Origin of the sequence: Pseudosporangium ferrugineum (assembly GCF_003002065.1) — a bacterium.
Lineage (GTDB): Bacteria > Actinomycetota > Actinomycetes > Mycobacteriales > Micromonosporaceae > Actinoplanes > Actinoplanes ferrugineus_A.
In genome coordinates, this window is record NZ_PVZG01000013.1 from 154,416 (window position 1) to 180,227 (window position 25,812).

The following is a 25,812-nucleotide window of genomic DNA, read 5'->3' on the forward strand; positions in this document are numbered from 1 at the left end:
ACTGACACGGAGGACCCGCGCATGGCGAAGCAGGCAAACGGCCGTCGAGGGCGCACAGCGGCATGGGTCGCGCTGGCGCTGGGAGCCGCGGCGGTGTGGGCCGCCCGCGACGTCCCGCTCCAGATCGGCTCCCGCCGGATCGGCGCCCGGGCGGACGGCGAGCGCGGTGAGCGCTACGCCCGCTCCCCGCAGTTCGCCGACGGCAAGTTCCACAACACGGTGCCCGCCACCATGCTCGCGGCGTCGTCGATGCCGCGGATCCTGGCGGCCACCCTGACCGGCCGCGAGCGCCGGCATCCGGCCGGGCCCATCCCGGTGGTCACCCCCGAGACGGGCGGCGACGGCCTCTACGTGACCTGGTACGGCCACTCCTCCGCGCTGATCGAGATCGAGGGCCGGCGGGTGCTGGTCGACCCGGTGTGGAGCGAGCGCTGTTCACCGTCGCGGCTCCAGGGCCCGAAGCGCCTGCACGAGCCGCCAGTGCCGCTGCGGTCGCTGCCGCCGATCGACGCCGTGCTGATCTCGCACGACCACTACGACCACCTCGACATGGAGACGATCCGCAACCTGGTCGACCTCCAGGCCGCGCCGTTCCTGGTGCCGCTCGGCATCGGCGCGCACCTCGAGCGCTGGGGCGTGCCGCCGACCCGGATCATCGAGCTCGACTGGGACGAGCGCGCCACCGTGGCGGGCGTCGAGTTCATCGCCACCGCGGCGCGGCACTTCTCGGGCCGGGGCTTCTCCCGCGACGGGACGCTGTGGGCGTCCTGGGTGATCGCCGGGCCGCAGCGCAAGGTGTTCTACTCCGGCGACACCGGCTACTTCCCCGGCTTCGCCGCGATCGGCGAGGAGCACGGCCCGTTCGACGCGACGCTCGTGCAGATCGGCGCGTACAACGAGTCCTGGCCGGACATCCACATGGTGCCGGAGGACGGCGTGGCCACCCACGTGGACGTCCGCGGCGGGGTGATGATCCCGGTGCACTGGGCCACGTTCAACCTGGCGCTGCACGACTGGACGGAGCCGGCCGACCGTGCCTGGGCGGAGGCGAAGGCCCGCGACGTGCGGCTCGCGGTGCCCCGCCCGGGCGAGCGCGTCGACGTGGACAACCCGCCGCCGGTCGACGGCTGGTGGCAGCAGCTGTAGGGCTCGATGGGTTGACGCACGCCGGCCGCAGCCCTTGCGGCCGGCGTGCGTCAACCCGCTCTTCTCGGCGTGACATCGAGGCCGGCCCGGCGTCGCGCCGGCCTCGTCCTGCGGTGAAGGTTCAGTGCCCGGCGTCGTACGCCGCGGCTACCATGGTGGCCAGCAGGAACAATGCGCCCAGGAGCAGCGGCCGGGTGTGGCCCCAGGCGATCTTCCGCTTCGCGGGAACGTCGCGCTTCGCTGCGCGCAGATCCCGCCAAGCCGCGTGGGCCCGCCCGACCCGGTAGCCGATCATGATTACGGTGGCGGCGGTGACCACCGTGGCGACGCTCACTGCGGAACTCTGGTGGTACGTCATGCGAACCCCCTGGAGAGTCGTAGCGATGCCGGACTGGACTCAGTCTGGGGGCGGCAACCGACCACTACCAGCGGATATACATGCTTAAAGCCTGACAAATGGCGATTCAGGGTACGGACGGAAGTGTCAGGTATCCGATCGTTGCCGTGGGACACAGACCTTGACAGCGGCCGGCGCCACCTCCACGCGGATCTTCTTGACGGCGCCGCGCGAGCCACCGTCCAGCTCGTACGTCAACGGCTCACCCAGCTTCACGTCGATGCGCCGCGCCCGGGTCATGTGCACGAACGGCGACTCGTCGGACCGCCCGACCGCCATCCGCCCCATGGTCCGCGCCCACTGCGCGGCCCCCCGCGCCGTGGCGACCCCGACGTCCAGCCACCCGTCGTCCGGCTTGGCGTCGTCGAACGCCGTGATGCCCCCGGTGATCGTGCCGACGTTCCCGACGAGCACGCAGCTCGCGTCATCCTTGAACCAGTCGGTGCCGTCCACCTTGATCCTCGCTTTGGGCGCGTTGTCGTCGAGGTGGCGAAGACCGGTCCACACGTACGACATCTTGCCCAGCCGATCCTTCAGCTTCCCGTCGGCATCATGGATCATCGCACCGTCGAACCCGATCCCGGCCATGACCGCGAAATGCTCGCCGTTCAGCACGCCGAGATCCAGCCGGTGCCGCCGCCCGCGGAACGCGACATCCACCGCGCCGGCCAGGTCGTCGGGCACGCCCAGGTTCGTGGCGAGCAGGTTCGCGGTGCCGGCCGGAATGATGCCGACGGGCACCTTCGGCCCGCCCTTGGCCCCGGCGATCGCATCCAGGGTCCGCTGCACCATGCCGTCGCCACCCCACACCACGAGCAGATCGGGCCGCTCCTTCAGGGCGCGGCGCACCTGCTTGGGCGCCTTCTTGCTCTTCGGCACCTCGAACCAGAGCAGATCCTCGACACCCTCATCGGTGATCCGCCGGCGCAGCTCATCGAGCCCGCCCCCAAGAGTCTTGCGCTGATGGGCGACCACAGCGACTTTCCGTGGAGTCCGCATACCCGGCCGATACCCGATCCCGCATTTTCTGAAGCGTCCCGCGCCGGGGCCGTCCGTGCCGGGGCTGCCCGCGCCGGGGCCGTCCCCGGCGGAGTCGCCCCCTCGGGGTTGCCCGCCCCGGGCCGCCTGCCCGGGCCACCCGCGCGGCCGCCGGCTCCAGGCCGGGCCGCCGGCTCCAGGCCGGGCCGCCGGCTCCAGGCCGGGCCGCCGGCTCCAGGCCGGGCCGCCGGCTCCAGGCCGGGCCGCCCGCCCCGGGCCGCCTGCGCGGGGCTGTCCCTGTCGGGCCGTCCGCCCCGGGCCGCCGCTGGGCCGCCTGCCTCAGGGGGCGCCCGCCGCTGGGTTGCCCGTGCCGGCGTTGTGTGGTGCCGCGCCGGGCCCCGCACCGTGCGGTGCCGGCTCTTGGGTGTTCAGCTGACGGTTTCGCGCATGCGCTGCTCGGCCGCGGCGCTGCGGATCACCATCAGGCGGAGTTCGAGCTCGTCCGAGACCATCGACGCCAGGTGCTCGAGGGCCTTCAGCTGGCGTGCCGTCGCCTCGCGGGGGCGGTTGTCGATCACGTTGACCGTGCCCAGGCGGTAGCCGTCGTGGGTGCGGATCGGGGCCGCCGCGTAGAACCGCAGCCCGAGCTCGCCGCGTACCAGCGGGTGTTCCAGGGTGCGGGGGTCCACCGACGCGTTGTTGATCACGTACACGTCGTCCTGGGCGATCACCGACGCGCAGAGGCCCGGCTCCTTGCCCACCTCGCGGACGCCGGTCAGGCCCTGGCACGCCGCGAGCCACACCCTGTCCCGCTCGACCAGGGACACCGTCGCGATCGGGGTGTCGAAGATGGCGCCGGCCACGTACGCGATGCGGTCGTACGCGTCCTCGACCGGCTGGTCCACGAGGCGGTACCGGCGCACCGCGTCGAGGCGGCGCTGCTCGTCGGGGCTGATGGTGTCGAGGTATTCGTAGGCGTCGCCGGACACCGGGCTGCTGTTCGTCACGGATATCACCTCACGTATTGATCACTCTTGGTGACTCCGAGCCTAGTGAAACTTCCGGGGGCGGCCGCAATGCCTGAACGACGGCAAATCGCCGTGATGGCGCCCGGGAGCGGGAATGTCGCACATTCTGTCGGGTACTGGATCACCGTGAACACTCCGGTAGCGGCCGTGGTCGGGCAACTCGCCCGCGATCTCGTCCTGTCCGTCGACGCCGTCCCCGGCCCCGGAACCGCCGGCGACGCCACGGCGCGGCGTGAGCAGCTCGGCGGCAAGGGCGCCAATCAGGCGGTGGCGCTCGCCCGGCTCGGGGTGCGCCCCCGCCTCGTCGCCGTGGCCGGCGAGGACGTCATCGGCGACGTCCTGCTCGACCAGGCCCGCCGCGACGGCATCGACGTCACCCAGGTGGTACGCCGCCCCGGCGCGCTGACCGGCCTGATCGTCGAACTCCTCGACGCCGATGGCAGGTGGCGCTACGTCCAGCACCTCCCGGAGGCCGTGCTGCTGACCGCACACGACGTCGAGGCGGCGCGCGGGGTGCTCGAATCCGCCCACGCCGTCCTCGTGCAGCTGCAACAGCCCCCGGAGGCGGCCCTGACCGCCGCCCGCATCGGCCACCACGCGGGCGCCCTGGTCGTCCTCGACGGCGTGCCCCCACCCGCCGAACCCACCCCCGCGAAGGAGAACGACGCAGAAAAAGGCAGACGGCCGAGCGGAGCCGGCAGCGGGGAAGAGGGCCGCGGACGGCCGGGCGGGGCCGGCGGCGGGGAAGAGGGCCGCGGACGGCCGGGCGGGGCCGGCAGCGGGGAAGAGAGCTGCGGACGGCCGGGCGGGGCCGGCGGCGGGCAAGGGGGCCGGCGGCCGGGCGGTGACGGCGGCGGTGAGCAACAGGGCAGCGCACGGCCGGATGAAAGCGGCGGTGGCACGGGAGAGAGCAGCGCACGGCCAAGCAGCGGCGGTGGGGGCCAGAGCGGGACACAGCCGGGCGGGGACGGCGGCGGGGCGCGGCCGGGCGGTGACGGCGCCGGCGTGTGGCTGGGCGGAAGTGGCGGCGGTGCGGGAGAGGGTGGCGGATCGGCGGGTGGGAGTGGTGGGCGTGGAGAAGTGGACAGCGGGCGGGCAGGGGGGAAGGGCGGCGTGGTGGGGGACGGGGGCGTGATGGGTGGCGACGTGCTGGCGTTTGCCGATGTGGTGCGGGCCGATGAGCAGGAGGCGACGTTGCTGCTGGGGGAGGCGCCCACCGTGGACAACGCCCGGCGGCTGTTGGAGCGGGGGCCGCGGTTGGTGGCGTTCGGGGTCGAGGGCGGGAACCTCTTCGTGTGGCGGGACGGTCATCTGCGGTTGCCGCTCACCGACGAGCGGGTGGTCGACACCACCGGCGGCGGGGATGCCTTCACGGCGGCGCTGACGGCGGCGCTGCTGCGGGGCGAGGATCCCGCGACCGCCGCGCGCTGGGCCGTGGCGGCGTCCGGGGCGACGGTCGGGCATGCCGGTGGGCGGCCCGATCTGCGGCCGGGGGACCTGGAGAAGCGCGTGCGGGAGCTCGCCGGTGAGTGACCTGGGACCCGCGGAGCCGTGGACGATCACCGAGACCGGCCTGCCCGACAAGCTCAGACCGGCCACCCCCGGCCCGGACGCAGCCGGCGGCGGCCCGACCGGCGGCGGCCCGACCGGCGGCGGCCCGACCGGCGGCGGCCCGACCGGCGGCGGCCCGGACGCGAACGGCCCGGATGCGAACGGCCCGGACGCAGGCGGCCCGTCCGAGGGGAGCACGTCGGTGCTCCGGCAGGCCGAGTCCGTCTTCGCGCTCGCCAACGGGCACATCGGGCTGCGCGGCAACCTCGACGAGGGCTCGCCCTGCGGCATGCCCGGCACCTATCTCAACTCGCTGCTCGAGGAGCGCGACCTGCCATACCCCGAGGCCGGCTACGGCTTTCCGGAGCGTACCCAGACGATCGTCGACGCTCCCAACGGCAAGCTGATCAGCCTCACCGTGGACGACGAGCGGTTCGACATCCTCGCCGGGACGGTGCGGCATCATCGGCGGCGGCTCGACCTGCGGGCGGGCACCCTGAGCCGCGACGTCGAGTGGGTGTCGCCGGCCGGGGCTGCCGTGCGGATCCGCAGCGTGCGGGTCGTGTCCTTTCCGCTGCCGTCGGTCGCCGCGATCCGCTACGAGGTCGAGGCGCTGGACCGGCCGGTGCGGATCCGGATCGACTCGGACCTGCTCGCCAACGAGGAGCAGCCGGATCAGCGCGACGATCCGCGGGCCTCGGCGGTGCTCGACGCCCCGCTGGAGCCGCTGTCGCACACGCCGGACGCGTTGCTGCACCGCACCCGGCGCAGCGGCATCGAGGTGGCCTCGGCCGTCGCCCACGTGGGCCCTCCCTTCACGACGTCGTCCGAACCGGACCGCATCCGGGCGCTGGTCAGCACCACCCTGGAGCCCGGCGTACCGCTGCGGCTCGACAAGTTTCTCGCATACGCGTGGGGCGTGGCGGAGCCTGTGGACAACGCGCTCGCCGCCCGCGACGAGGCCGTACGCCTCGGCTTCGACGGCCTGCTCGAACGGCAACGCGAGTACCTGGACGACTTCTGGGCGACCGCGGACGTCGAGCTGGACGGCGACCCCGAGGTGCAGCAGGGCGTACGTTTCGGCCTGTTCCACGTCCTCCAGGCCGGCGCGCAGGCCGGCCCGCATCCGATCGCGGCCAAGGGGCTGACCGGCAACGGCTACGACGGCCACGTGCTGTGGGACACCGAGACCTTCGTGCTGCCGGTGCTCACGTACACCCATCCGGCGTGCGTCGGGCCGGCCCTGCGCTGGCGGCACGCCACCCTGGACGCGGCCCGGCGGCGCGCCCGGGAGTTGCGGCTCGCCGGGGCGGCGTACCCGTGGCGGACGATCGGTGGCCCGGAATGCTCGGGATACTGGCCGGCGGGGACGGCGGCCCTGCACGTCAACGCCGACATCGCCGTCGCGGTGCTGCGCTACGTCGCCGCGACCGGCGACGAGGACTTCCTGCGCGAGGCGGGGCTGGAGATCCTGGTGGAGACCGCCCGCCTGTGGAACTGGATCACCCACGCCGACGACGAGGGGGTCGTGCACATCGACGGCGTCACCGGGCCGGACGAGTACACCGCCCTGGTCGACGACAACCTCTTCACCAACCTGATGGCGCAGTCCAATCTGCTGGGTGCCGCCGACGCCGCCGAGCGGCTCGGCGCGCCGGGCGTCACCGCGGACGAGATCGGCGCCTGGCGGTCGGCGGCCCGGCGACTCTTCATCCCGTACGCGGCCAAGCGCGACGTGCACGAGCAGCACAGCGGCTTCACCCGGCTCGAGGAGTGGGACTTCGCCACCGGGGACGAGGATTACCCGCTGATGCTCCACTACCCGTACCTCGACCTCTACCGCCGCCAGGTGGTGAAGCAGGCGGACGTGGTGCTCGCCATGATGCTGCGCGGCGACGCCTTCAGCGCCGAGGAGAAGCGGCGCAACTTCGCCTACTACGAGGCCCGTACGGTGCGGGACTCGTCGTTGTCGGCACCCGCGCAGGCCGTGCTGGCCGCCGAGACCGACCACCTGGAGCTGGCGTACGACTACGCCGCGGAGGCGGCCCTGCTCGACCTGCGTTCCGGCGGCGAGGCCAGCGGCGACGGCCTGCACATCGCCGCCTGCGCGGGCGCCTGGATCGCGCTGGTGCAGGGCTTCGGCGGGCTCCGCGACCACGACGGCCACCTGTCCTTCGCGCCGCGCCTGCCGGAGCGCCTGCCCCGGCTCCGCTTCAGCCTCCGGTGGCGCGAGAGCAGGCTGCGGGTCACGGTCGAGCACACCCGGGTCACGTACGCGGTCAGCGGTGCCGATCTGACCTTCCACCACCACGGCTCACCGCTCACCGTGGCCGCGGGCGAGACCCGGGTCATGCCGCCGGCACCGGCGGAGAACCGGCCCGCCCCGCCGTCGCCGCGCCCGCCGCAACGGCGTACCTAATCCTCGGGGTCGTGGTCCTCGCGCGGCAGGGCCCGCAGCCGGACCCGGGTGATCGCCCGCCCGGTGACCTCGACGACCTCGGCGGTGAACTCGGGCAGCGTGACGGTCTCGCCGGGCCCGGTGGGGATGTGCCCGAGCGCGGCCAGCACGAGGCCCGCGACCGTGGTGTAGTCGCCCTCGTCCGGTACGTCGCCCGCGAAGCCGATGTCGGGCAGGTCGTGGATCGGGAAGGAGCCGGGCATGAGCAGGGCGCCGTCGGCCTCCTTGACCACCGCGGCCACGTCCCGGTCGGTCTCGTCGTAGATCTCGCCGACGATCTCCTCGACCAGGTCCTCCATCGTGACGATGCCGTCGATGGCGCCGCGCTCGTCCACGACCATGGCCAGCTGCTGGCGTTCCAGGCGCATCTGGCGCAGCGCGTCGGAGACCCGCAGCGTCTCGGGCAGGAACAGCCCGGGCCGGGCCACGGCGTCGACCGGCCCCTCCGCGCCGACGAGATCCCGCAGGTGCACCACGCCGATGACGTCGTCGAGACCGGCCGGCCCGACGACCGGCGCCCGCGAGTGGCCGCCCGCGATGAGCTGGCCGAGGGCGTCGCGCGAGCGCAGCCCGGTGGCCAGGGACAGCACGTCGCGGCGCGGCACGAGGATCTCCCGCAGGATCCGGTCGGCGATCTCGAACGCCCCGGAGATGATCGTGCGCTGCTCGGCGGAGAAGTCCTGCTGCGCGGCGACCATGTCGCGGATCTCCTCGGTGCTGACCTCCTCGCGCTGGGCGCGCGGGTCGCCGCCGGCGAGGCGTACCACCAGGTCGGTGGCGGCGGAGAGCAGCCAGACCGCCGGCCGCGAGATCGTCGAGAGCAGGTCCAGCGGGCGGGCGACCAGCAGGGCCCATCCTTCCGTACGCTGCATCGCGATCCGCTTCGGCGCCAGTTCCCCGATGACCAGCGTGACGAACGTCAGCGCGATGGTGACCAGCACGATCGCGGTCGGCCGGGCGGCGGCGCCGAGGAACCCGAGCGGCTCGATCAGCGGCTCGGACAGCGACACGGCGGCGGCCGCGGACGCGAGGAAGCCGGCCAGCGTGATGCCGATCTGGATGGTGGCCAGGAACCGGTTCGGGTCCCGGGTCAGCCGGCCCAGCACGCGGCCGGCCTTCGACGTCCGCTCCAGCTTGTGCAGCTGGCTGTCCCGCAAGGACACCAGGGCCATCTCACTGCCGGAGAACGCGGCGTTCACCAGTACGAGCACCAGCACGAGCACCACCTGCCCGCCTATGCCATCCACGCCAGCCCCAGTCCCTCGCCGTACGGATCACGATCCCCCCACGCTAGCGACACACGGTCACCGTCGCGCGGCGCCGGGCCGTCAGCTCACCTCGTCGGCCCAGACCCGCCAGTCGTCGAGGACGCCGTACAGGGCCGGGGTCAGCCAGCCCGGGGCGGACCGCTGGAAGACGCCCGGGTCCATCTGGCCGGCGCCGTCCGGCAGGGCCCCGACCAGGTACGGCACCAGCTCCGTGAGGTTGGCCCAGTGCACCAGCTCGGGCTCGGCGGGCCACGCGCCGAGCACCACCTTCGCCGGTACGCCCCGCCGGTCGAGCGCCTCCAGGGTCAGCGCCGTGTGGTTCAGGGTGCCGAGCCCGGCGCGCGTCACCACGAGCGTCTGCACACCCAGCGTGGTCGCGAGGTCGGCCACCGTCCACGGCTGGCCGGACGGGCGTACGCCCATCGGCACCAGCAGCCCGCCGGCCCCCTCGACGAGGACGAGGTCGTGCTTGGCCGCCTCGGCGCGGATGACGTCGACGACCTCGTACAGCTCCAGCGGCGCCATTCCGGCGACCCGGGCCGCGGCAAGGGGCGCGAGCGGCTCGGGGTAGGAGGCCAGCGTGCGGCACGTGTGCGGCGCGGCGAGGCGGGTCACCCGGTCGATGTCGGTGGGGCCGCCGTCGGCGGTGCCGGACTGACCCGGCTTGATCACGGCCACCCGCAGCCCGGCGGCCTGGGCGGCGGCGGCCACGGCCGAGGTGACGATCGTCTTGCCGACGTCGGTGTCGGTGCCGGTCACCAGCACGATGCCCCGCCACTCGCCCGGCTCGACGGGCCGCGGCCGGACCGCGGGCGCCGGCTCGGCGGGGGCGGTGCCCGGCGCGGCAGCGGAGGCCGGCTCGTCCGCAGCGGCGCCCGGCTCAGCGGCGTAGGCCGGCCTGGCGGCGGCTGGCTCGGCGGCGGCGGCTGGTGGAGCGGCGGCCGGTGGAGCGGCCGGCCCGGGCGCGGCCGGTTGGTGGCCGTGGGTGGGCGGGGCCGCCCCGGGATCGGGCGGGTCGGGGGTCCGGTCGTCGCCGGTCGTCATGGTGCGCACTCCGCGATCACGTCCAAAGCCCGTTCGAAGTCCTCCGCCGCGATGCCCGCGTTCAGGGTGAGCCGCAGCCGCGACGAGCCGTCCGGGGTGGACGGTGGCCGGAAGCAGCCCACGGCCACCCCGCGGTCGCGGCAGTCCGCCGCCCAGGCCAGCGCCGCCTCCGGGCCCGGGGCGGGGACCGACAGCACGGCCGCCGCCGGGGCGGGTGTCGTGAAGCCGGCCGCGTGCAGCCGGCGTACGGTCGCATCGGCCCGGGTCGTCAGCAGCGCGCGGCGGTCGTCGGCCCGGCGGGCGAGCCGGAGGGCGGCACCCACCCCGGCCACGACGGACGGCGGCGGGGCCGTGTCGTAGATGAACGTGCGCCCGGTGTCGATCAGGTGCCGGGCCAGCGGCTCCGGGCCCGCGATGACGCCACCGGCGCCGCCCAGCGCCTTCGACAGCGTCGCCGTCACGACCACGTCCGGGGCGCCGGACAGCCCGGCCGCCGCCACGCCGCCCGCGCCCTCGGGGCCGAGCACGCCCAGGGCGTGGGCGTCGTCGACCAGCATCAGCGCGCCGTGCGCCGAGGTGACCGCGTGCAGGTCGGCCAGCGGGGCCAGGTCGCCGTCGACGGAGAAGACCGACTCCGTGACATACACCACCTCGCGGCCGGGGTGGGCGGCGAGGAGCGCGGCGAGGGCCGCCGGGTCGGCGTGCGGGGCCACCACGACCTCGGCGCCGGAGGACTTGCAGCCGTCGATCAGCGAGGCGTGGTTGTAGCGGTCGGAGATCAGCAGGGTGCCGGGGCCCGCCAGCGCCCGGATCGCGCCGAGGTTGGCGAGGAAGCCCGAGGAATACACCAGCGCGCGGGGGAAGCCCAGCCATTCCGCCAGGTCCGTCTCCAGCGCCGCGTGCGCCTCCGTGGAGCCGCGGACGAGCCGCGAACCGGTGGCGCCCAGCCCGTACGCCCGCAGTGCCCCGACCGCGGCCTCGACGACCTCGGGATGGACCGCCAGGCCGAGATAGTCGTTGCCGGCCAGGTCGACGACGGCGTCGCCGGCGGCGCGGGGCCGCAGCGTGCGGGTCAACCCGGCCTTGGCGCGCGCGAGGGACTGGCGCTCGAGCGCGTCCTGCCAGCCCGTCACCGCGTCCCCCGCAATCACCGATCCGACCGTTTCGCCGGGGAAACTATCACTCATCGCCGACACCCTCCCGGCCCGGAATGCCTTGTAGGGTACGGGCATGCCAGAGATCCTCGACCGGGCCCGGGCCCGGGTGCTGACCGACGGTGCCGGGCTCGACGAGGCCGGCATCCTCGAGGTGCTGCGGTTGCCCGACGAGGACCTGCCGGCCCTGCTCCAGCTGGCGCACGAGGTGCGGATGGCCTGGTGCGGCCCGGAGGTCGAGGTCGAGGGCATCGTCTCGCTGAAGACCGGCGGCTGCCCCGAGGACTGCCACTTCTGCTCCCAGTCGGGCCTGTTCACGTCGCCGGTCCGCTCGGTGTGGCTGGACATCCCGTCGCTGGTGGAGGCGGCCAAGCAGACCGCCGCGACGGGCGCCACGGAGTTCTGCATCGTGGCCGCCGTGCGCGGGCCGGACCAGCGCCTGATGGCCCAGATGCGCGAGGGCGTCGCGGCGATCAGGGCGGCGGTCGACATCCAGGTCGCGGCGAGCCTCGGCATGCTCACGCAGGAGCAGGTCGACGAGCTCGTGGCGATGGGCGTGCACCGCTACAACCACAATCTCGAGACCTGCAAGTCGTACTTCCCGAACGTTGTGACCACCCATTCGTGGGAGGAGCGCTGGGGCACGCTGCGGATGGTCCGCGACTCCGGCATGGAGGTCTGCTGCGGCGGCATCCTCGGCCTGGGCGAGACGGTCGAGCAGCGCGCCGAGTTCGCCGCCCAGCTCGCCGAGCTCGACCCGCACGAGGTGCCGCTCAACTTCCTCAACCCGCGTCCCGGCACCCCGCTCGGCGATCGCCCGGTCGTGGAGGGCAAGGACGCGCTGCGCGCCATCGCGGCGTTCCGCCTGGCGATGCCCAAGACCATTCTCCGGTACGCCGGGGGCCGCGAGATCACGCTGGGCGACCTGGGTACGAAGGAGGGCCTGCTCGGCGGCATCAACGCGGTGATCGTGGGCAACTACCTGACCACGCTGGGTCGCCCCGCGACGGCCGACCTGGAGCTGCTCAAGGAGCTGAAGATGCCGGTCAAGGCGTTGTCGGCGACGCTGTGACCCTCCTCGGGTATTGCGACCGGTGCGGCGAGGCGGCCGGCGAGGGCGACCACAGCGCGTGCGCGGAGGCCCGCCGCCTGGAGCCGCCGCGCTACTGCCCCGACTGCCGCCGCCGGATGAGGGTGCAGGTGGTGCCGACGGGCTGGACGGCCACCTGCGTCGAGCACGGTGCCCGCCACTCCTGACCCGCCCGGGGGTCCGGGGCGCGTGCTCCGGGGCGCGGTGGTGACGCTGCGCCCCGCGACGGAGGACGACGTGGCGGCGCTGGTCGCCGTACGGGAGAAGCCCGAGGTCCGGGCCCGCTGGGGCGGCGGCGACCTCGCGGCCGAGACCCGGGAGTCCCTCGTGGACCCGGACCTGCGCTACTACGCCGTGCTGCTGGCGGACCGCGTCGTCGGCGCGATCCAGTGGTCGGCGGAGCAGGACCCGGACTACCGCCACGCGAGCATCGACATCTTCCTCGACCCGTCGGTCCACGGCCGCGGCGCCGGCACGGACGCCGTCCGCACCCTGGCCGCCCACCTGATCGACGACGAGGGCTTCCACCGCCTGGTGATCGACCCGGCAGCCGACAACACCGCGGCGATCCGCTGCTACGCGAAGGCCGGCTTCCGCCCGGTCGGCATCATGCGGCAGTACGAGCGCGGCCCGGACGGCACCTGGCACGACGGCCTGCTGATGGACCTCCTGGCGGCCGACCTGATCCGCTGACCCCCGCCGTCAGCGGGGCTGCCCACCCGGCGACCTTGCCGGGCGACCGTCGTGCGAGGCACGCGGCACCTACGGCGGCGGCGCCCACAGCGGGCCGGAGCCGGCTACCCATCGGCGGCGGCGGGCCCGGGAGCCCGCCGCCGCCGCTCTCACCCGTCACCCGGAGGTGGCAGGAGTCTCCGAGGCGGCCGTGCGGCGGCCGCCCGTGCGCAGCGTGAAGCTCAGGACCGTGCCGTCGCGCTCGCTCGGGCCTGTCACGCCGAGGCGGCGCAGGGTCCGCAGCATCGCCACGTTGTCGGCGCCGACGTGGGCCACGACCGCTTCCAGGTCCGTCCGGGCCGCCCAGGTGCTCAGCCGGCGCAGCAGGGCCGTGCCGATGCCGCGGCGCTGCCACGCGTCCTCGACCAGCAGGGCCGCCTCGCCGAGGTCGCCCTCGGTGAGCAGCGTGGCCACCGCCACCACGCTCTCCTCGCCCGTCGCCGGGTCGAGGTGCGCCGCCAGCAGGGTGATGCCGGAGGCCGGCTCGAGCATCCGGCGCAGTCGGGCGTCCGACGGGGCCTGCGCGCCGCCGAGGTAGCGCCGGGTCAGAGTCTGTGCGGAGCTGCGCTCGTGCAGCCGGCGTACGTTCTCGGCGTCGTCGCCCGTCGCCTCACGCACCAGCAGCTCGGCGCCGTCCGGGAGGAGCAGGGTGGTCTGTTCGACCGCGCGGCGCAGGACGGCCCCGCTCACCTCGACCAGCGCCTGGGCCCGCGCGTACTCCGCCGGGGTGAACGCGGGCGCGGGGCGCACCACCTCGTAGGTGCCGCCGGCCGGGTCGATCAGCGTCATGTGCTGCTCGTCGAAGCCGTGCAGCACCACCGCCCCGGCCGGGCGCCAGCGGACCTCGGCCGCGTCCAGCAGCGAGACCAGGGCCTCACCCAGCGCGTCGGGGTCGTGCACGAGCCGGCCGGCCAGGGCGAGGGCCCGGGTGGGCTGGTCGGCGAGCCCCTGGGCCTCGGCCCGGGTGACGAACGCGTCGCGGCCGCGGCCCCGCGCGATCGCGGACTGCAACTCCCGCTCGGACATGGTGTCCGGGGCGTCGACGAGGAAGTCGTCCACGGCGCCGCCCTCGGTCGTGTGCACCTGGACGGCGAGGATGTTGACCGAGCGGAGCGCGAGGCTCGCCGTGAGCACCGAGAGGTAGCCCGGGCGGTCGTCGACCGTCGCTCGGATCCGCCACAGCGCCATGGGCCGGCACTTCCCTTCCGGATCGAGTCGCCTGAACCGAATTTAAGCGTCCCGCGCCGGTGTTACCTGCACATTGCTTGAGCTGCGAAAACTATGAGGGTTCAATCACAGCCGATGCGACCGGTGGCACACCGGCGCGATCGAGCCGGTCGCCGAGGATCACCGCGGCGGCGCGGACCAGCTGCGCGACCCGGTCGACCTCGGTGATGTGGAACGCCGCGGCGGGCAGCTCCGCGTCGGCCGGGCGGGCGACGACCAGCACCAGTCCGGCGCGGCCGAACGGGGCGACCGCGTACCGGGTGCTGTCCGGGCCGGTCAGCGGGCGGGCCCGCAGCGGGGTGACCTCCGGCAGTCGCAGCGGGGACGGCGCGCGCCAGCTCGCGTACGCGACCGAGGGTTCGCTGCCGATCGGCAGGCGCAGCGACGGTTCGTCGGCCGGCAGGGGCCGGGGTGCGGCGCTGCGCGCGGCCCAGTCGGCGGGCACCACGGCGGCGGCGGCCCAGTCGGCGGCCAGCAGCCCCGGCACGGCGTCGACCAGGGTGGCGAGCCCGTCGGCCGGGTTGGCGGCGACCTGGGCGAGCAGTTCGGCGTCGTGGCCACCGGACACCGGCGCGCCGATGGCCTTCCACACGCCGTCGACCTGCACGCCCGGGATGGCGGCCAGGCCGGCGAGGAGCCGTTCGACGCGGGACGCGCCCGGCCAGACGACGGTGAAGTCGTCGACGGCCCGGCCGCCGAGCCGCTCCAGCACCACCACCTGGACGATGTCGGCTCCGGCGACGCCCAGCGTGCGCGCGACCTGGCCGAGGGCACCCGGGCGGTCCGGCAGAGTGACCCGTACCCGCAACAACATGCAACTCCTCCCGTCCGGGCGGCCGGCACGGCGATGCCGGCCCGATGGCGTCCAGCGTGACCGAGCGGCGTTTCGCCACCGTTGCGCCGCCGTGTCCCGGCCGTCAAGACGCCGGGAATTGCCCCGAATGAGACCCAGGCCAGGACGGGTCAGGCGGAGGCGCGACGGACCAGGTGGGTGTCGAGCAGAACGTGTGAATTCTCGACCGGCTCCCGGCGGATGCGGCTGACGAGCAGCTCGGCCATGCGCCGGCCCATCTCCTCGACGGGCTGGTGCACCGTGGTCAGCGGCGGCTCGCACTGCCGGGCGACGGGGGCGTCCTCGAAGCCGACCAGCGCCACGTCCTGGGGCACCCGCAGGCCGGACTCGCGCAGCACCCGCAGCGCGCCGCTGGCCATCAGGTCGGAGGCGGCGAAGACGGCGTCGACGTCCGGCTCGCGGGCCAGCACGGCGCGCATCGCCTCGGCGCCGCCCCGCTCGCTGAAGTCGCCGTACTCGATCAGGCCGGGGCCGGGCACCGCGGCGCGGTAACCGGCCAGCCGGGCCCGGCCCACCTCCATGTCCTGCGGGCCGGCCACCGTCGCGACCCGGCGGCCCCCGGCGGCGAGCAGGTATTCCACCGCCTTGCGCGCGCCGGCGGCGTTGTCGACGTCTACGAAGTAGTCCTCCGGGTGCGGGTTGGCCGGCCGCCCGCCGAGGACGAACGGCATGCCGCGCTCGCGCAGCACCTGGGGCAGCGGGTCCTCGTCGTGCAGGGAGAGCAGGAGCACGCCGTCGACGTGCTGGTCGGTGAGGTGGAACTCGACGCGCTCGCGCTGCCCGGCCGAGGCGGCCATGGCCAGCCAGAGCTGCAGCGGCGTCTCCAGCAGGGCGGCGTTGATCCCGCGCAGCACCCCGGCGAAGAAGGGCTCGCCGAAGACCCGTTCCTGGGACTCGGAGACGACCAGCGCCACCGAGTCGGTGCGCTGGGTGACCAGCGACCGCGCGGCGCGGTTGGGCACGTAGCCGAGCTCGGTGATGGCCGCCTCGACGGCGGCCTTGGCCTGCGGGCTGACCTGCGAGGACCCGTTCAGGACGCGGGAGGCCGTGCCGCGGCCCACGCCGGCGCGCGCCGCGACGGCGTCCAGCGTCGGGCGTCCCGGCGAACGGACGGGCTGCCTGGTCATGGGCGCATTATTCTCCTGCCGTACGGTCCGTGTCCTGCCCGGTCGGGCCGCCGGAGCGCATAGGGTTGCGGCATGATCTGCCGCGCCTGCCGCGAGCGACGCCACGAGGACTGCAAGGGCGGCTCCTGGTGTGACTGCCAGCACCGCCCGGTCGAGCCCACGCCGCCGGTGACCGGCCCGGCCTCGCCATGATCCTCGAAGAGCTGCTGGAACGCTACCCGCGTGCCGCGGAACCGACGCTGCGGGTCAACTTCATCGCCAGCATCGACGGCGCGGTGACGGTGGGTGGCAAGTCGGGCGCGCTGGGTGGTCCGGCCGACAAGCGGATCTTCGACTTTCTCCGTACGACGTGCGACGCGCTGGTCGTGGCGGCCGGCACCGTGCGCGCCGAGCACTACGACGCGTTACGCCTCGACGAGGCCGGCCGGGCCTGGCGCCGGGCTCGCGGACTCCCTGAGTTTCCGCTGATGGTGGTCGTCTCCGGCTCCCTCGATCTCGACCCCGACCAGCTCATCTTCTCGGACGCGCCGATCCGCCCGCTGGTCGTGACCCGGTCCGGGAGCACGCCGCCGCCGGGCCTCGCGGACGTGGCCGAGATCCTCACGCTGGGTGACGGCGAGGTGGACCTGGCGGCGATGGTGGCCGAGCTGCACCGGCGCGGCGCGACCCGGGTGCTGTGCGAGGGCGGCCCGCGGCTGTTCGGCGCGCTGATCGCGGCCGACCTGGTCGACGAGGTCTGTCTCACCGTCTCGCCCCTGCTCACCGGCGGTGCCGCCGGCCGGATCGCGGCCGGCCCGGAGGGCCCGCCCCGGCGGATGGTCCTGCGCGGCGTCGTGGCCGAGGACGACCTGCTTTTCCTCCGGTACGCCCGCAGCGGCCCACAAGTTGTGGACAACCCTGTGGATGACCCCTAGAAGTTGTGGACAACCTGTGCCAACCGACACCGCGTCCGACAAGTGTCATACGTCTGGTGCAACATGATCGGCGTGTCAGACGAAGCAGTCGAAGTCAGCGAGCCGGTCGGCCGGGTCCTCGGGACCGCCGACGCCACCCCGTTGCAGTTCTGGACGGCGGTGACGCCGGGCAGCTACCTGCAGCTCGACGACGTGGTCGTGACCAGCCGCGACCTGCCCGACCGCGAGCCGGTGAAGATCGCCGGCGTGGTCACCCAGGTGCGCGCGCGGCACGAGGGCGCGCAGTTCGACTCCGACGTGTTCGCGATCGCCGAGGGGACGCTGCCCGCGCTGGTGCAGGAGGCGGCGGAGATCACCACCACCCGCGTCGACCCCGAGCTCTACGTCCCGCCGGCGCCGGGGGCGGTCGTGCACCGGGCGTCCGGCGCGGCCCGCGACGCGGCGCTGCACTTCGACCGGATGGAGCGCCGGGTCCCGATGGGCACCGGCCGCGACGGCGTCCCGGTGTTCCTCAACGCCGACTTCCTCGACGGCACCCGGGGCGCGCACGTGTCGATCTCCGGCATCTCGGGCGTCGCGACCAAGACCAGCTTCGCCACGTTCCTGCTCTACTCGGTGTTCCGCTCGGGGGCGCTGGGCGCCGACGGCACCAACGCGCGGGCGCTGATCTTCAACGTCAAGGGCGAGGACCTGCTCTTCCTCGACCACGAGAACACCAAGCTCGACGACGCCACCACGGCGAACTACAAGCTGCTCGGGCTGCCCGCCTCGGCGTTCCCCGACGTGCGGGTCTACGCGCCGCCGCGGGCCGGCGACTCGTCCGGGGCGCCCGACGTGAACAGTCGGCTCACCGGGGTGGACAGCTTCTACTGGACGCTCGAGGAGTTCTGCGCCAACCGGCTTCTGCCGTACGTGTTCGCGGACGCCGACGACGAGCGCCAGCAGTACACGATGGTGGTGCACTCGGTCACCGCGCACCTCGCCCGGCATGCCGTGGCGGCCGAGGGCGGCATCAGCATCGACGGCCGGCGCCTCGGGTCGTACGGTGATCTCGTCGACCACGTGGTGGACCAGCTCACCGACGACGAGACCCGGTCGACGTGGGCGGGCAGCGCGGTCAACATGGGCACGGTCAACGCGTTCGCCCGGCGCCTGATCGGCAGCAAGCGCGATCTGTCCCGGCTGATCCGGGGCGACCTGGCGGCCCGCCGCCCGCATCAGATCAAGACCGCGGAGAGTGCCCAGGTCACCGTCGTCGACCTGCACAACCTTCCGGACCGCGCGCAGCGCTTCGTGGTCGGCGTGACGCTCAAGACCGAGTTCGACGACAAGGAGAAGTCCGGCACCGGCCGGCCGCTGCTGTTCGTGGTCCTCGACGAGCTCAACAAGTACGCACCCCGCGAGGGCTCCTCGCCGATCAAGGAGGTGCTGCTGGACATCGCCGAGCGGGGCCGCTCGCTGGGCGTGATCCTGATCGGCGCGCAGCAGACCGCGAGCGAGGTCGAGCGCCGCATCGTCACCAACTCGGCCATCCGGGTGGTCGGCCGCCTCGACCCGGCGGAGGCCTCCCGCCCGGAGTACGGCTTCCTGCCCCCGGCCATGCGCCAGCGTGCCCTGCTGGCCCGGCCCGGCACGATGTTCGTCAACCAGCCCGACATCCCGGTGCCGCTCTGCGTCGAGTTCCCCTTCCCGGCCTGGGCGACCCGCAAATCCGAGTCCGGGCCACCGCCGGCCGGCGCCATGCGCTCGATGGTGCAGGGCGTCGACCCGTTCGCCGTCGTGGGCGGCCGCGGCGGTTCGTCGGACGACGACATTCCGTTCTAGGGTTCTGCGATGCGCATCCTGCACACGTCCGATTGGCACGTCGGGAAGGTCCTCAAGGGACGCAGCCGGCACGAGGAGCACATCCGCGTGCTGGGCCAGGTCGTCGAGGTCGCCCGCGCCGAGCAGCCCGATCTGGTGATCGTGGCCGGTGACCTGTACGACACCGCCGCGCCCTCGCCGGACGCGACCCGGGTGGTGACCCGCGCCCTGTCCGCGCTGCGGCAGACCGGCGCCCGGGTGGTGGCGATCGGCGGCAACCACGACAACGGGCAGGCGCTGGACGCGCTGCGGCCGTGGGCCGACGCCGCGGGCATCGAGCTGCGCGGGTCCGTACGCGACAAGCCCGACGACCTGATCATCAAGGGTGAGACGGCCGCCGGGGAGCGCTGGCAGCTCGCTGCCCTGCCGTTCCTGTCCCAGCGCTTCGCGGTCCGGGCCGTGGAGATGTACGAGCTGACCGCCGCCGAGGCCACCCAGACGTACGCCGACCACGTCGCCCGCCTGATCGGCCGGCTCGCCGAGGGCTTCGCCGAGCCCGGCGTGGTCAACCTGCTCACCGCGCACCTGACGGTCGTCGGCGCCAGCTCCGGCGGCGGCGAGCGGGAGGCACACACCGTGATGGGTTACGCCGTCCCGGCCACCGTGTTCCCGTCCAACGCGCACTACGTGGCGCTCGGACACCTGCACCGTTCACAGCGGGTCATCGGCCCCTGCCCGGTGCGTTACAGCGGCAGCCCGCTCGCGGTCGACTTCGGCGAGGAGGAGAACGTCTGCTCGGTGGCGATCGTGGACGTCTCCGTCGACAAGGCCGCCCGGACGCGCGACGTGCCGGTGACCTCCGCCCGGAGCCTGCGTACGGTGCGCGGCAGCCTCGACCAGCTCGCCACGGTGAACCTTCCGGACGCGTGGTTGCGGGTCTACGTGCGGGAGACGCCGCGGGTGGGGCTGCGCGAGGACGTGCAGGAGCTGTTGCCCAACGCCCTCGAGGTGCGCATCGACCCGGACATGGTGCCGGACAAGGCGGGGGAGCGGATGGCCCAGCGCGCCGGCCGTTCACCGCGCCAGCTCTTCGGCGACTACCTGGACAGCCGCGGGAACGCCGAGGAAGGCGTCCGTGAACTCTTCGACCAGCTGTATGACGAGGTGAGCACCCAGCAATGAGGCCTCTGCGGCTCGACATGGCCGGCTTCACGGTGTTCCGCGACGAGACCACCGTGGACTTCACCGACGCCGACTACTTCGCCCTGGTCGGCCCGACCGGCTCCGGCAAGTCCACCGTGCTCGACGGCATCTGCTTCGCCCTGTACGGCACCGTGCCCCGGTGGGGCGGCAGCCGCGGCATCGGCAACGCGCTCGCACCGTCGGCCACCGAGGCCCGGGTGCGGCTGGTCTTCGAATCGGCCGGCTCCCGCTACGTCGCGACCCGGGTGGTGCGCCGCGACGGCCGCGGCAACGTGAAGACGGCGGGCGCCGGCCTGCAGCTCATGCCGCCCGGCTTCGACGTCACCCGGCTCGACACCGGGATGAGCCTCGACGACCTCGGCGACGTGCTGGCCGGCACCCCGGCCGAGATGGACCGGGCGGTGGTGGACGCGGTCGGGCTGCCGTACGAGCAGTTCACCAGCTGCGTCGTGCTGCCGCAGGGTCAGTTCGCGGACTTCCTGCACGCCAAGCCCGCGACCCGCCAGCAGATCCTGGTCAACCTGCTCGGCCTGCACGTGTACGAGGAGGTGCAGGCCCGCGCCTCCACCCGCGCCACGAAGGCGGAGGCCCAGCTCGCGGTCGTGGATCAGGCGTTGTCTGGGCTCGCCGACGCCGACGACGAGGCGGTCGACGCCGCGGCCGCCCGGCTCGCCGCGATGCGCGAGCTCACCACGCAGGTCGAGGCGGCCATGCCGCGGTTGCGGGCCGCCCGGGAGCGCGAGGCCGAGCTGGCCGCCGCCCGCGACGCCGTCGCCGAGGAGCTCACCGCGCTCGCCCGGGTGCGGGCGCCGGCCGGCAGCGCCCGGATCGCCGAGGCCGCGGCCGCCGCGCGGGCCGGGCTCACCGAGGCGACCACCGGCGTGCGCACCGCGGAGGAACGCGAGGAGAAGGTACGCGGTGAGCTGGCGGCGGCCGGCGACGCGGGCTCGCTCGGGCTGCTCCTCGACCGGCACACCGAGTACGACCGGCTGACCGGCCAGGCGGAGTGGTTCGCGGGCGAGGTCTCGGTCGCCGAGGTCGAGTACAAGGACGCCGTCGCCGCCGCCGAGCTGGCCAAGGCGGCGCACCTCGGCGCCGAGCAGCTCCTGGAGCAGGCCCGCCTGGACTACGCCGAGGCGCAGACCGTCGACCGGGCCGCCGCGCTGCGCGCCCACCTGACCGCCGGGCACGAGTGCCCGGTCTGCGAGCAGCGGGTGACCGCCGTGCCGCCGATGCCGGAGGGCTCGGCGGTGCAGGCCGCCGAGCGTCAGGGCAAGGCTGCCCGGGCCGCGGCCGACGTGGCGTCGACGGCGTGGAAGCAGCGCGACGCCGTCGCCCGCGAGCTGGAGCGCGGCCTCGACCGCAAGCGCGCCCAGTACGAGCAGCACCGGTCGCGGCTGGCCGAGGTCAAGGCGGGGCTCGCCGAGTCGCCGGGCGTGGAGGCGCTGCGCACCCGCCTCGCCGAGCTGACCCGCCTCCAGCGCAGGCTCGACGAGGCCGGCGCGGAGGTGCGTTCCGCCCGCGAGGCCCAGCGCAAGGCCCAGGCCGCGGTCACCACCGCCGAGGAGCAGCAGCGCACGGCGTGGCGCTCGTTCGACGCGGTCCGCGACGCGGTGGCCCGGTTCGGGCCGCCGCCGGCCGACCGGGACGACCTCGCGGGAGCCTGGTCGGCCCTGGTCGAGTGGGCCGGGGAGTCAGCGCGGCGGCGGGAGGCCGACCGGGAGGCGGCGACCGCTGCGGTCGAGGCGGCCCAGGCGCAGACGCGGCAGCTCCGCGCGGAGGTTGCTGAGCTCTTCACCGGTCACGGCCTGCCGGCCCCGGCCGGGGCCGCGGACGCCGGCCCCCGGCCGGCCGGGGGCGGTCAGGATCCCGCCGCCGACGCCGACCTCATCCGGGCGGCGGCGGTGGCGGCGGAGCGGGCCGAGGCGGCCTGGCAGCGGCTCGCGGACCGGCGCGAGGAGGCCCGGGTGTACGCGGAGCAGCGCGCGGCCCTGGTGCGCGACGGTCGCGTGGCCAAGTCCCTCGCCGGGCACCTGCGCGCCAACAACTTCGAGCGCTGGCTCCTGGAGGAGGCCCTGGACCTGCTGGTCGACGGCGCCTCCCGGATCCTGCGGGAGCTGACCGGCGGCCAGTACGACCTGATGCACGACAAGGGCGAGTTCTTCGTCATCGACCACCACGACGCCGGCCTGCGCCGGGCCGTCCGCACGCTCTCCGGCGGCGAGACGTTCCAGGCCTCGCTGGCGCTGGCGCTGGCCCTGTCCGAGCAGCTGGCCGGCATGTCGACCACCGCCGCCAGCCTCGAGTCGATCGTGCTCGACGAGGGCTTCGGCACCCTCGACGCGGCGACGCTGGACGTGGTCGCGGCGACGCTGGAGAACCTCGCCGCCCGCGGCGACCGCATGGTCGGGGTGGTCACCCACGTGAACGCGCTGGCCGAGCGCGTCCCGGTGCGCTTCGAGGTGCACAAGGACGCCCGTACGGCGCACGTGGAGAGGGTCGGCCTGTGACGGGGGCTCGCGTGGAGGGGGTGGGTCTGTGACGCGGATGTTCGTCGACGCCTGGGATCCGGCGTACGGGGCCTCGTTCGAGGGCGGGGACGCCTCCGACGGGCCGGCCTCGCCGAGCAGTGCCCAGGTCGACACGGACGTCGAGGTGCCCGCCGCGCAGTGGGCGCCGATCGACGTGGCCGCCGGGGTGCGCTGCCCCGACGTGGTCTTCCTGGTGGACGGGGTGCGCCGCAACGACGCCGGCCTGTGGACCGCCGAGGAGGACGGCCAGTCGTACGCCGGGCTGGCTGCCTCGTACGCGGCCGGCGTGGTCCGCTGCGACCTGCGCCGGGGAGTGGCGGAGCTGGCCGGCGCGCGCGTCGGACGCGGGCTGTTCACGGCGAGCCCCTCGGCCGGGGACGTCCAGGCCGGCTCGGTGCGGTACGAGGTGCACCGGGTCAGCGGCACCGGCGAGGCGAGCAAGCTGCCCGCCGCTGTCCAGGCCCCGCTCACCGCGCTGGAGATCGACATCTCGGGCGAGGCGCGCAACCACGGCTCGGACGGCGCCGACCTGCTCGTCGTCGACGGCCCGTTGCGCAACCGCCGCCAGCTCCCGCGCACGATCGGCTATGTGAAGACGCAGCAGAAGCAGTACCTCCCGGCCCAGCTGGCCCGGGTGGTCACCGCGTTGCGCCCCGGCCAGCGGACCCCGGTCTTCGCCCTCGGTACGGTCTGGGGCGGCTGGTCCTGGTATCTGCGCCTGCCCGGCGGCTCGGGCGCGCCCTGGTCGGGAATTGTCCGGGTGGAGTGCTCGCCCGACCTGACGCCCGAGGAGGCCATCGAGCTCGCCGAGGTGTCGGGGGCGACCCTGCCGCGCTTCGCCTCGTCGGCCTACAAGGACCCCCGCGCCCCGCAGAACCTGGTGCCGATCGCGGGCCTGGAACGGCGGCTGCGGGGCCTGCTCGGCGACGCACGGGTGCTGCACCGCGCCCTCACCCTGGCAACCGCCCACACCCGCTGACCGCCCACACCCGCTGACCGCCCGCCGCCGCCCGAACGCCGCCCGGCCCGCGGCCACCCGACAGGGTCCCCGCCGCCCGGGCCGGCGGCGGTCGCCCGCCGGGCACGGCCACCCCTGCCCACGGCGGTCAGCCAGCCGGCGCGGTCACCCAGGCGGCGCGGTCAGTGGGGCGGCGCGGTCAGTGGGGCGGCGCGGTCAGTGGGGCGGCGCGGTCACCCAGGTGGGGCGGCCAGCCAGGCGGCGCGGCCAGCGGTGGCCGGCTCGGGCAGTGCCGGGCCGGTCAGCGGCGGCCGTCCGGGCCGGCCAAGCCGACGGTGGCCACCAGGGTTGGCGGCGGCCGTCCGGGCCGGCTCGCGGCCGGGGCGGGCGGTGGCGGTTGACCGGTTAGTACCTTTCGGCGGTTCCTGGCGGACCTGCTCACCGTTGCCGTCACGCTACTCAACGCGTACCCGAGATGGGGGTTTTGCGACTCTGGGTGAAGGCCTCATGACGCGGTGCTGATTCGACATCCGCCGAGCGTGTGGGATGCGCACTGCGCGTCTGTCGACGGGACCGACTTGCTGAGTATTATTCGCGTGCCCCCTGGCCCGTATCGGTGCCTATGGATGAATGTTGCGCCCCCCACGCGCGCTGCGGCCCCCGCGTTCCCGCGGGCGGCCGGGCGTGCCCCAACGCGCTTGGAACCGGAGGAACCTCTTGCGACTGCGCGTCGATGCTCCCCCTCCTGCCCCGGGTCGGGAAATTTTCCCGCTCGCTTTGATCCCGGCGGGGCACCCCGCCCGTATGACAGGCGACGGGGAAAGCACCGGCAGGAGGAATCGATGCATGCGATGGTCATGGAGCGGCTCACGCCGGATGGGGTGCGCGTCATGACGCAGCAGCGTTCCGGAGGCCGGTGGCAGGCTCTCGACGGAGGCCGTAGTGCGGACAATGATGACGCTGTGATGCCGCGGCAGGCCCGCCACGAGGCAGGGTCCGCGACCGCGAGTCACGAGGACACCCTCGTCCGGATGCTCTACGAGGAGCACGCGGGACCGCTGCTGATGTTCGTCCTCCGCCTCACCGGCGGGGACCGGCAGCGCGCCGAGGACATCGTCCAGGAGACGCTGCTGAGGGCGTGGCGCAACGCGCACCGCCTCGGCGCCCAGGGCCAGCAGTCGCTGCGGCCGTGGCTGGTCACGGTGGCCCGGCGGATCGCGATCGACGACCACCGCAGCACCAGCGCCCGCCCGCCGGAGACGTACGACCGGGAGCTCGAGAGCTTCCCCAGTACGGCCGACGACACGGACCGGGTCCTCCAGCTGATGACGGTCACGGACGCCCTGCGTACTCTTAGCCAGTCGCACCGGGAGATCCTCGTGGAGACGTACTTCCGCGGCCGGACCGTTCCGGAGGCGGCGGAGGTGCTCGGCCTGCCGCTGGGCACCGCCAAGTCGCGTGTGTACTACGCCCTGCGGGCCCTGCGTACGGCCCTGCAGCAGCGGGGGGTGACAGAGTAATGACGCAGGAACAGCACTTCGACGTCGCCGCGTACGCCCTGGGCGTGCTCGACGAGCGCGACGCCGCCCGCTTCGAGGACCATCTGATCGACTGCCCGGCCTGCGCCATCGAGCTCGAGTCGCTGCTGCCGGTGGTGGACATCCTCTCGGACGTGGACGCGGACGCGCTGGTGGCCAGCGAGCAGTCGCGACGCGACGGTGTCGTGCTCAAGAAGATGCTCGGCGAGGTCAAGCAGGAGCGCCGCCGGGCGAACAGCCGCCGGCTCTACTCGCTGGCCGCGGCGGTCGTCGTCTTCGCGATGCTCTCGATCGGCGCGCTCTTCGCCGGCGGCCAGTGGCTCGCCCCGGACCAGGGCCCGCAGCCGCCGGCCCAGCGTTCGAGCAAGCAGCTCGACCCGCTGCCGCTGGCTCAGGGCGGCAGCGGCATCGGTGGCACGCCGCTCGCCGGTGAGACGTACACCAGCACCGACAACCGCAGCGGCGTCTCGGCGTCGGTGGGCTTCGAGCCGAAGGACTGGGGCACCCAGGTCTCCTTCGCGGTCTCGAACATCAAGGGTCCGCTGACCTGCCGCCTGGTCGCGGTGCGCACGGACGGCAACTCCGAGGTCCTGTCGACCTGGACGGTGGGTGAGAAGGGGTGGGGCACGGCGGCCCAGCCCGAGCCGCTGCTGCTGCAGGCCGTCACCGCGCTGCCCCGCGCCGACATCGCGCACATCCAGGTGCAGTCGATCGACCCCAAGGGCACCACGGAGACGCTGGTCCGCGTGCCCTGACACACCGCTCGACATCGAGCCCGGTCGCCATTGTGGCGGCCGGGCTCGTTGCTTTTC

Annotated in this window: 21 protein-coding genes and 1 pseudogene; 13 read left to right on the forward strand and 9 right to left on the reverse strand. The window is 74.2% G+C overall.

Annotation, left to right across the window (positions count from 1 at the left end; genetic code table 11):
* Window positions 1-21: 21 nt before the first annotated feature.
* Window positions 22-1,146, forward strand: coding sequence for an MBL fold metallo-hydrolase (locus tag CLV70_RS25835; protein ID WP_106129185.1), 1,125 nt, complete (start codon window positions 22-24; stop codon window positions 1,144-1,146).
* A gap of 121 nt (window positions 1,147-1,267) precedes the next feature.
* Here CLV70_RS25835 and CLV70_RS25840 read toward each other — a convergent pair whose 3' ends face one another.
* From CLV70_RS25840 to CLV70_RS25850, 3 genes are all read right to left on the reverse strand, one after another.
* Window positions 1,268-1,480, reverse strand: a complete 213-nt coding sequence (locus CLV70_RS25840) for a hypothetical protein (protein WP_106129186.1) — start codon at window positions 1,478-1,480, stop codon at window positions 1,268-1,270.
* A gap of 150 nt (window positions 1,481-1,630) precedes the next feature.
* Window positions 1,631-2,518 (reverse strand): diacylglycerol/lipid kinase family protein, encoded by an 888-nt coding sequence (locus tag CLV70_RS25845; protein ID WP_245908458.1) that lies wholly within the window; start codon window positions 2,516-2,518, stop codon window positions 1,631-1,633.
* A 431-nt stretch (window positions 2,519-2,949) separates the two neighbouring features.
* Complete coding sequence (locus tag CLV70_RS25850) at window positions 2,950-3,528, reverse strand: GAF domain-containing protein (RefSeq protein ID WP_106129188.1); 579 nt, start codon at window positions 3,526-3,528, stop codon at window positions 2,950-2,952.
* 147 nt (window positions 3,529-3,675) lie between these two features.
* On the opposite strand from CLV70_RS25850, the gene CLV70_RS41245 reads away from it, so the two are divergent.
* A complete protein-coding gene (locus tag CLV70_RS41245) occupies window positions 3,676-5,082 on the forward strand; it encodes a PfkB family carbohydrate kinase (RefSeq protein WP_245908459.1) in 1,407 nt (468 codons plus the stop codon).
* A complete protein-coding gene (locus CLV70_RS25870) occupies window positions 5,075-7,519 on the forward strand; it encodes a glycoside hydrolase family 65 protein (RefSeq protein WP_245908460.1) in 2,445 nt (814 codons plus the stop codon). The genes CLV70_RS41245 and CLV70_RS25870 overlap by 8 nt, the downstream gene beginning before the upstream one ends.
* Here CLV70_RS25870 and CLV70_RS25875 read toward each other — a convergent pair.
* From CLV70_RS25875 to CLV70_RS25885, 3 genes are all read right to left on the reverse strand, one after another.
* Window positions 7,516-8,805, reverse strand: a complete 1,290-nt coding sequence (locus tag CLV70_RS25875; protein ID WP_211303880.1) for a hemolysin family protein — start codon at window positions 8,803-8,805, stop codon at window positions 7,516-7,518. The genes CLV70_RS25870 and CLV70_RS25875 overlap by 4 nt on opposite strands.
* Window positions 8,806-8,886: 81 nt before the next feature.
* Window positions 8,887-9,594, reverse strand: a complete 708-nt coding sequence (gene bioD / locus CLV70_RS25880) for a dethiobiotin synthase (RefSeq protein ID WP_106129283.1) — start codon at window positions 9,592-9,594, stop codon at window positions 8,887-8,889.
* A 272-nt stretch (window positions 9,595-9,866) separates the two neighbouring features.
* The gene (locus CLV70_RS25885; RefSeq protein ID WP_106129190.1) at window positions 9,867-11,003 is read right to left on the reverse strand and encodes an 8-amino-7-oxononanoate synthase; all 1,137 of its coding nucleotides are present in this window, start codon (window positions 11,001-11,003) and stop codon (window positions 9,867-9,869) included.
* 97 nt (window positions 11,004-11,100) lie between these two features.
* On the opposite strand from CLV70_RS25885, the gene bioB reads away from it, so the two are divergent.
* From bioB to CLV70_RS25900, 3 genes and pseudogenes are all read left to right on the forward strand, one after another.
* Entirely contained in the window at window positions 11,101-12,096 is a 996-nt protein-coding gene (gene bioB / locus CLV70_RS25890) for a biotin synthase BioB (RefSeq protein ID WP_106129191.1), read from the forward strand.
* Window positions 12,097-12,107: 11 nt separating this feature from the next.
* Window positions 12,108-12,281, forward strand: a pseudogene (gene bsaP, locus CLV70_RS25895) (biotin synthase auxiliary protein BsaP); the annotation flags it as partial.
* 22 nt (window positions 12,282-12,303) lie between these two features.
* The gene (locus tag CLV70_RS25900; protein WP_106129193.1) at window positions 12,304-12,807 is read left to right on the forward strand and encodes a GNAT family N-acetyltransferase; all 504 of its coding nucleotides are present in this window, start codon (window positions 12,304-12,306) and stop codon (window positions 12,805-12,807) included.
* 156 nt (window positions 12,808-12,963) lie between these two features.
* Here CLV70_RS25900 and CLV70_RS25905 read toward each other — a convergent pair whose 3' ends face one another.
* From CLV70_RS25905 to CLV70_RS25915, 3 genes are all read right to left on the reverse strand, one after another.
* On the reverse strand, window positions 12,964-14,034 hold the full coding sequence (locus tag CLV70_RS25905) for a GNAT family N-acetyltransferase (protein ID WP_106129194.1): 1,071 nt from the start codon (window positions 14,032-14,034) through the stop codon (window positions 12,964-12,966).
* Between the two features lie 91 nt (window positions 14,035-14,125).
* Entirely contained in the window at window positions 14,126-14,887 is a 762-nt protein-coding gene (locus tag CLV70_RS25910; RefSeq protein WP_106129195.1) for an ACT domain-containing protein, read from the reverse strand.
* Between the two features lie 149 nt (window positions 14,888-15,036).
* Complete coding sequence (locus CLV70_RS25915) at window positions 15,037-16,053, reverse strand: LacI family DNA-binding transcriptional regulator (RefSeq protein WP_106129196.1); 1,017 nt, start codon at window positions 16,051-16,053, stop codon at window positions 15,037-15,039.
* 188 nt (window positions 16,054-16,241) lie between these two features.
* Between CLV70_RS25915 and CLV70_RS25920 the strand changes: the two genes are divergently transcribed.
* The 7 genes from CLV70_RS25920 (at window position 16,242) to CLV70_RS25950 (ending at window position 25,755) form a co-directional block, all read left to right on the forward strand.
* On the forward strand, window positions 16,242-16,967 hold the full coding sequence (locus CLV70_RS25920) for a pyrimidine reductase family protein (protein WP_106129197.1): 726 nt from the start codon (window positions 16,242-16,244) through the stop codon (window positions 16,965-16,967).
* 63 nt (window positions 16,968-17,030) lie between these two features.
* Window positions 17,031-18,791 (forward strand): ATP-binding protein, encoded by a 1,761-nt coding sequence (locus CLV70_RS25925; protein ID WP_425440223.1) that lies wholly within the window; start codon window positions 17,031-17,033, stop codon window positions 18,789-18,791.
* Window positions 18,792-18,800: 9 nt separating this feature from the next.
* Entirely contained in the window at window positions 18,801-19,952 is a 1,152-nt protein-coding gene (locus CLV70_RS25930; RefSeq protein ID WP_106129198.1) for an exonuclease SbcCD subunit D, read from the forward strand.
* Entirely contained in the window at window positions 19,949-22,483 is a 2,535-nt protein-coding gene (locus CLV70_RS25935) for an AAA family ATPase (RefSeq protein ID WP_106129199.1), read from the forward strand. Before CLV70_RS25930 ends, CLV70_RS25935 begins: the two co-directional genes overlap by 4 nt.
* A 28-nt stretch (window positions 22,484-22,511) precedes the next feature.
* Complete coding sequence (locus CLV70_RS25940; protein WP_211303881.1) at window positions 22,512-23,483, forward strand: hypothetical protein; 972 nt, start codon at window positions 22,512-22,514, stop codon at window positions 23,481-23,483.
* A gap of 821 nt (window positions 23,484-24,304) precedes the next feature.
* Window positions 24,305-24,982 (forward strand): sigma-70 family RNA polymerase sigma factor, encoded by a 678-nt coding sequence (locus CLV70_RS25945; RefSeq protein ID WP_211303882.1) that lies wholly within the window; start codon window positions 24,305-24,307, stop codon window positions 24,980-24,982.
* Window positions 24,982-25,755, forward strand: a complete 774-nt coding sequence (locus tag CLV70_RS25950) for an anti-sigma factor family protein (protein ID WP_106129201.1) — start codon at window positions 24,982-24,984, stop codon at window positions 25,753-25,755. The genes CLV70_RS25945 and CLV70_RS25950 overlap by 1 nt, the downstream gene beginning before the upstream one ends.
* The last annotated feature ends 57 nt before the right edge of the window (window positions 25,756-25,812 follow it).

Bases quoted from the DNA above. Each gene is read 5' to 3' on its own strand.
- CLV70_RS25950 (WP_106129201.1), top strand. From the start codon at position 24,982: ATGACGCAGGAACAGCACTTCGACGTCGCCGCGTACGCCCTGGGCGTG.
- CLV70_RS25935 (WP_106129199.1), top strand. From the start codon at position 19,949: ATGAGGCCTCTGCGGCTCGACATGGCCGGCTTCACGGTGTTCCGCGAC.
- CLV70_RS25835 (WP_106129185.1), top strand. From the start codon at position 22: ATGGCGAAGCAGGCAAACGGCCGTCGAGGGCGCACAGCGGCATGGGTC.
- CLV70_RS25905 (WP_106129194.1), bottom strand. From the start codon at position 14,034: ATGGCGCTGTGGCGGATCCGAGCGACGGTCGACGACCGCCCGGGCTAC.
- CLV70_RS25930 (WP_106129198.1), top strand. From the start codon at position 18,801: ATGCGCATCCTGCACACGTCCGATTGGCACGTCGGGAAGGTCCTCAAG.
- CLV70_RS25920 (WP_106129197.1), top strand. From the start codon at position 16,242: ATGATCCTCGAAGAGCTGCTGGAACGCTACCCGCGTGCCGCGGAACCG.
- CLV70_RS25915 (WP_106129196.1), bottom strand. From the start codon at position 16,053: ATGACCAGGCAGCCCGTCCGTTCGCCGGGACGCCCGACGCTGGACGCC.
- CLV70_RS25945 (WP_211303882.1), top strand. From the start codon at position 24,305: ATGCATGCGATGGTCATGGAGCGGCTCACGCCGGATGGGGTGCGCGTC.
- CLV70_RS25925 (WP_425440223.1), top strand. From the start codon at position 17,031: ATGATCGGCGTGTCAGACGAAGCAGTCGAAGTCAGCGAGCCGGTCGGC.
- bioB (WP_106129191.1), top strand. From the start codon at position 11,101: ATGCCAGAGATCCTCGACCGGGCCCGGGCCCGGGTGCTGACCGACGGT.
- CLV70_RS25910 (WP_106129195.1), bottom strand. From the start codon at position 14,887: ATGTTGTTGCGGGTACGGGTCACTCTGCCGGACCGCCCGGGTGCCCTC.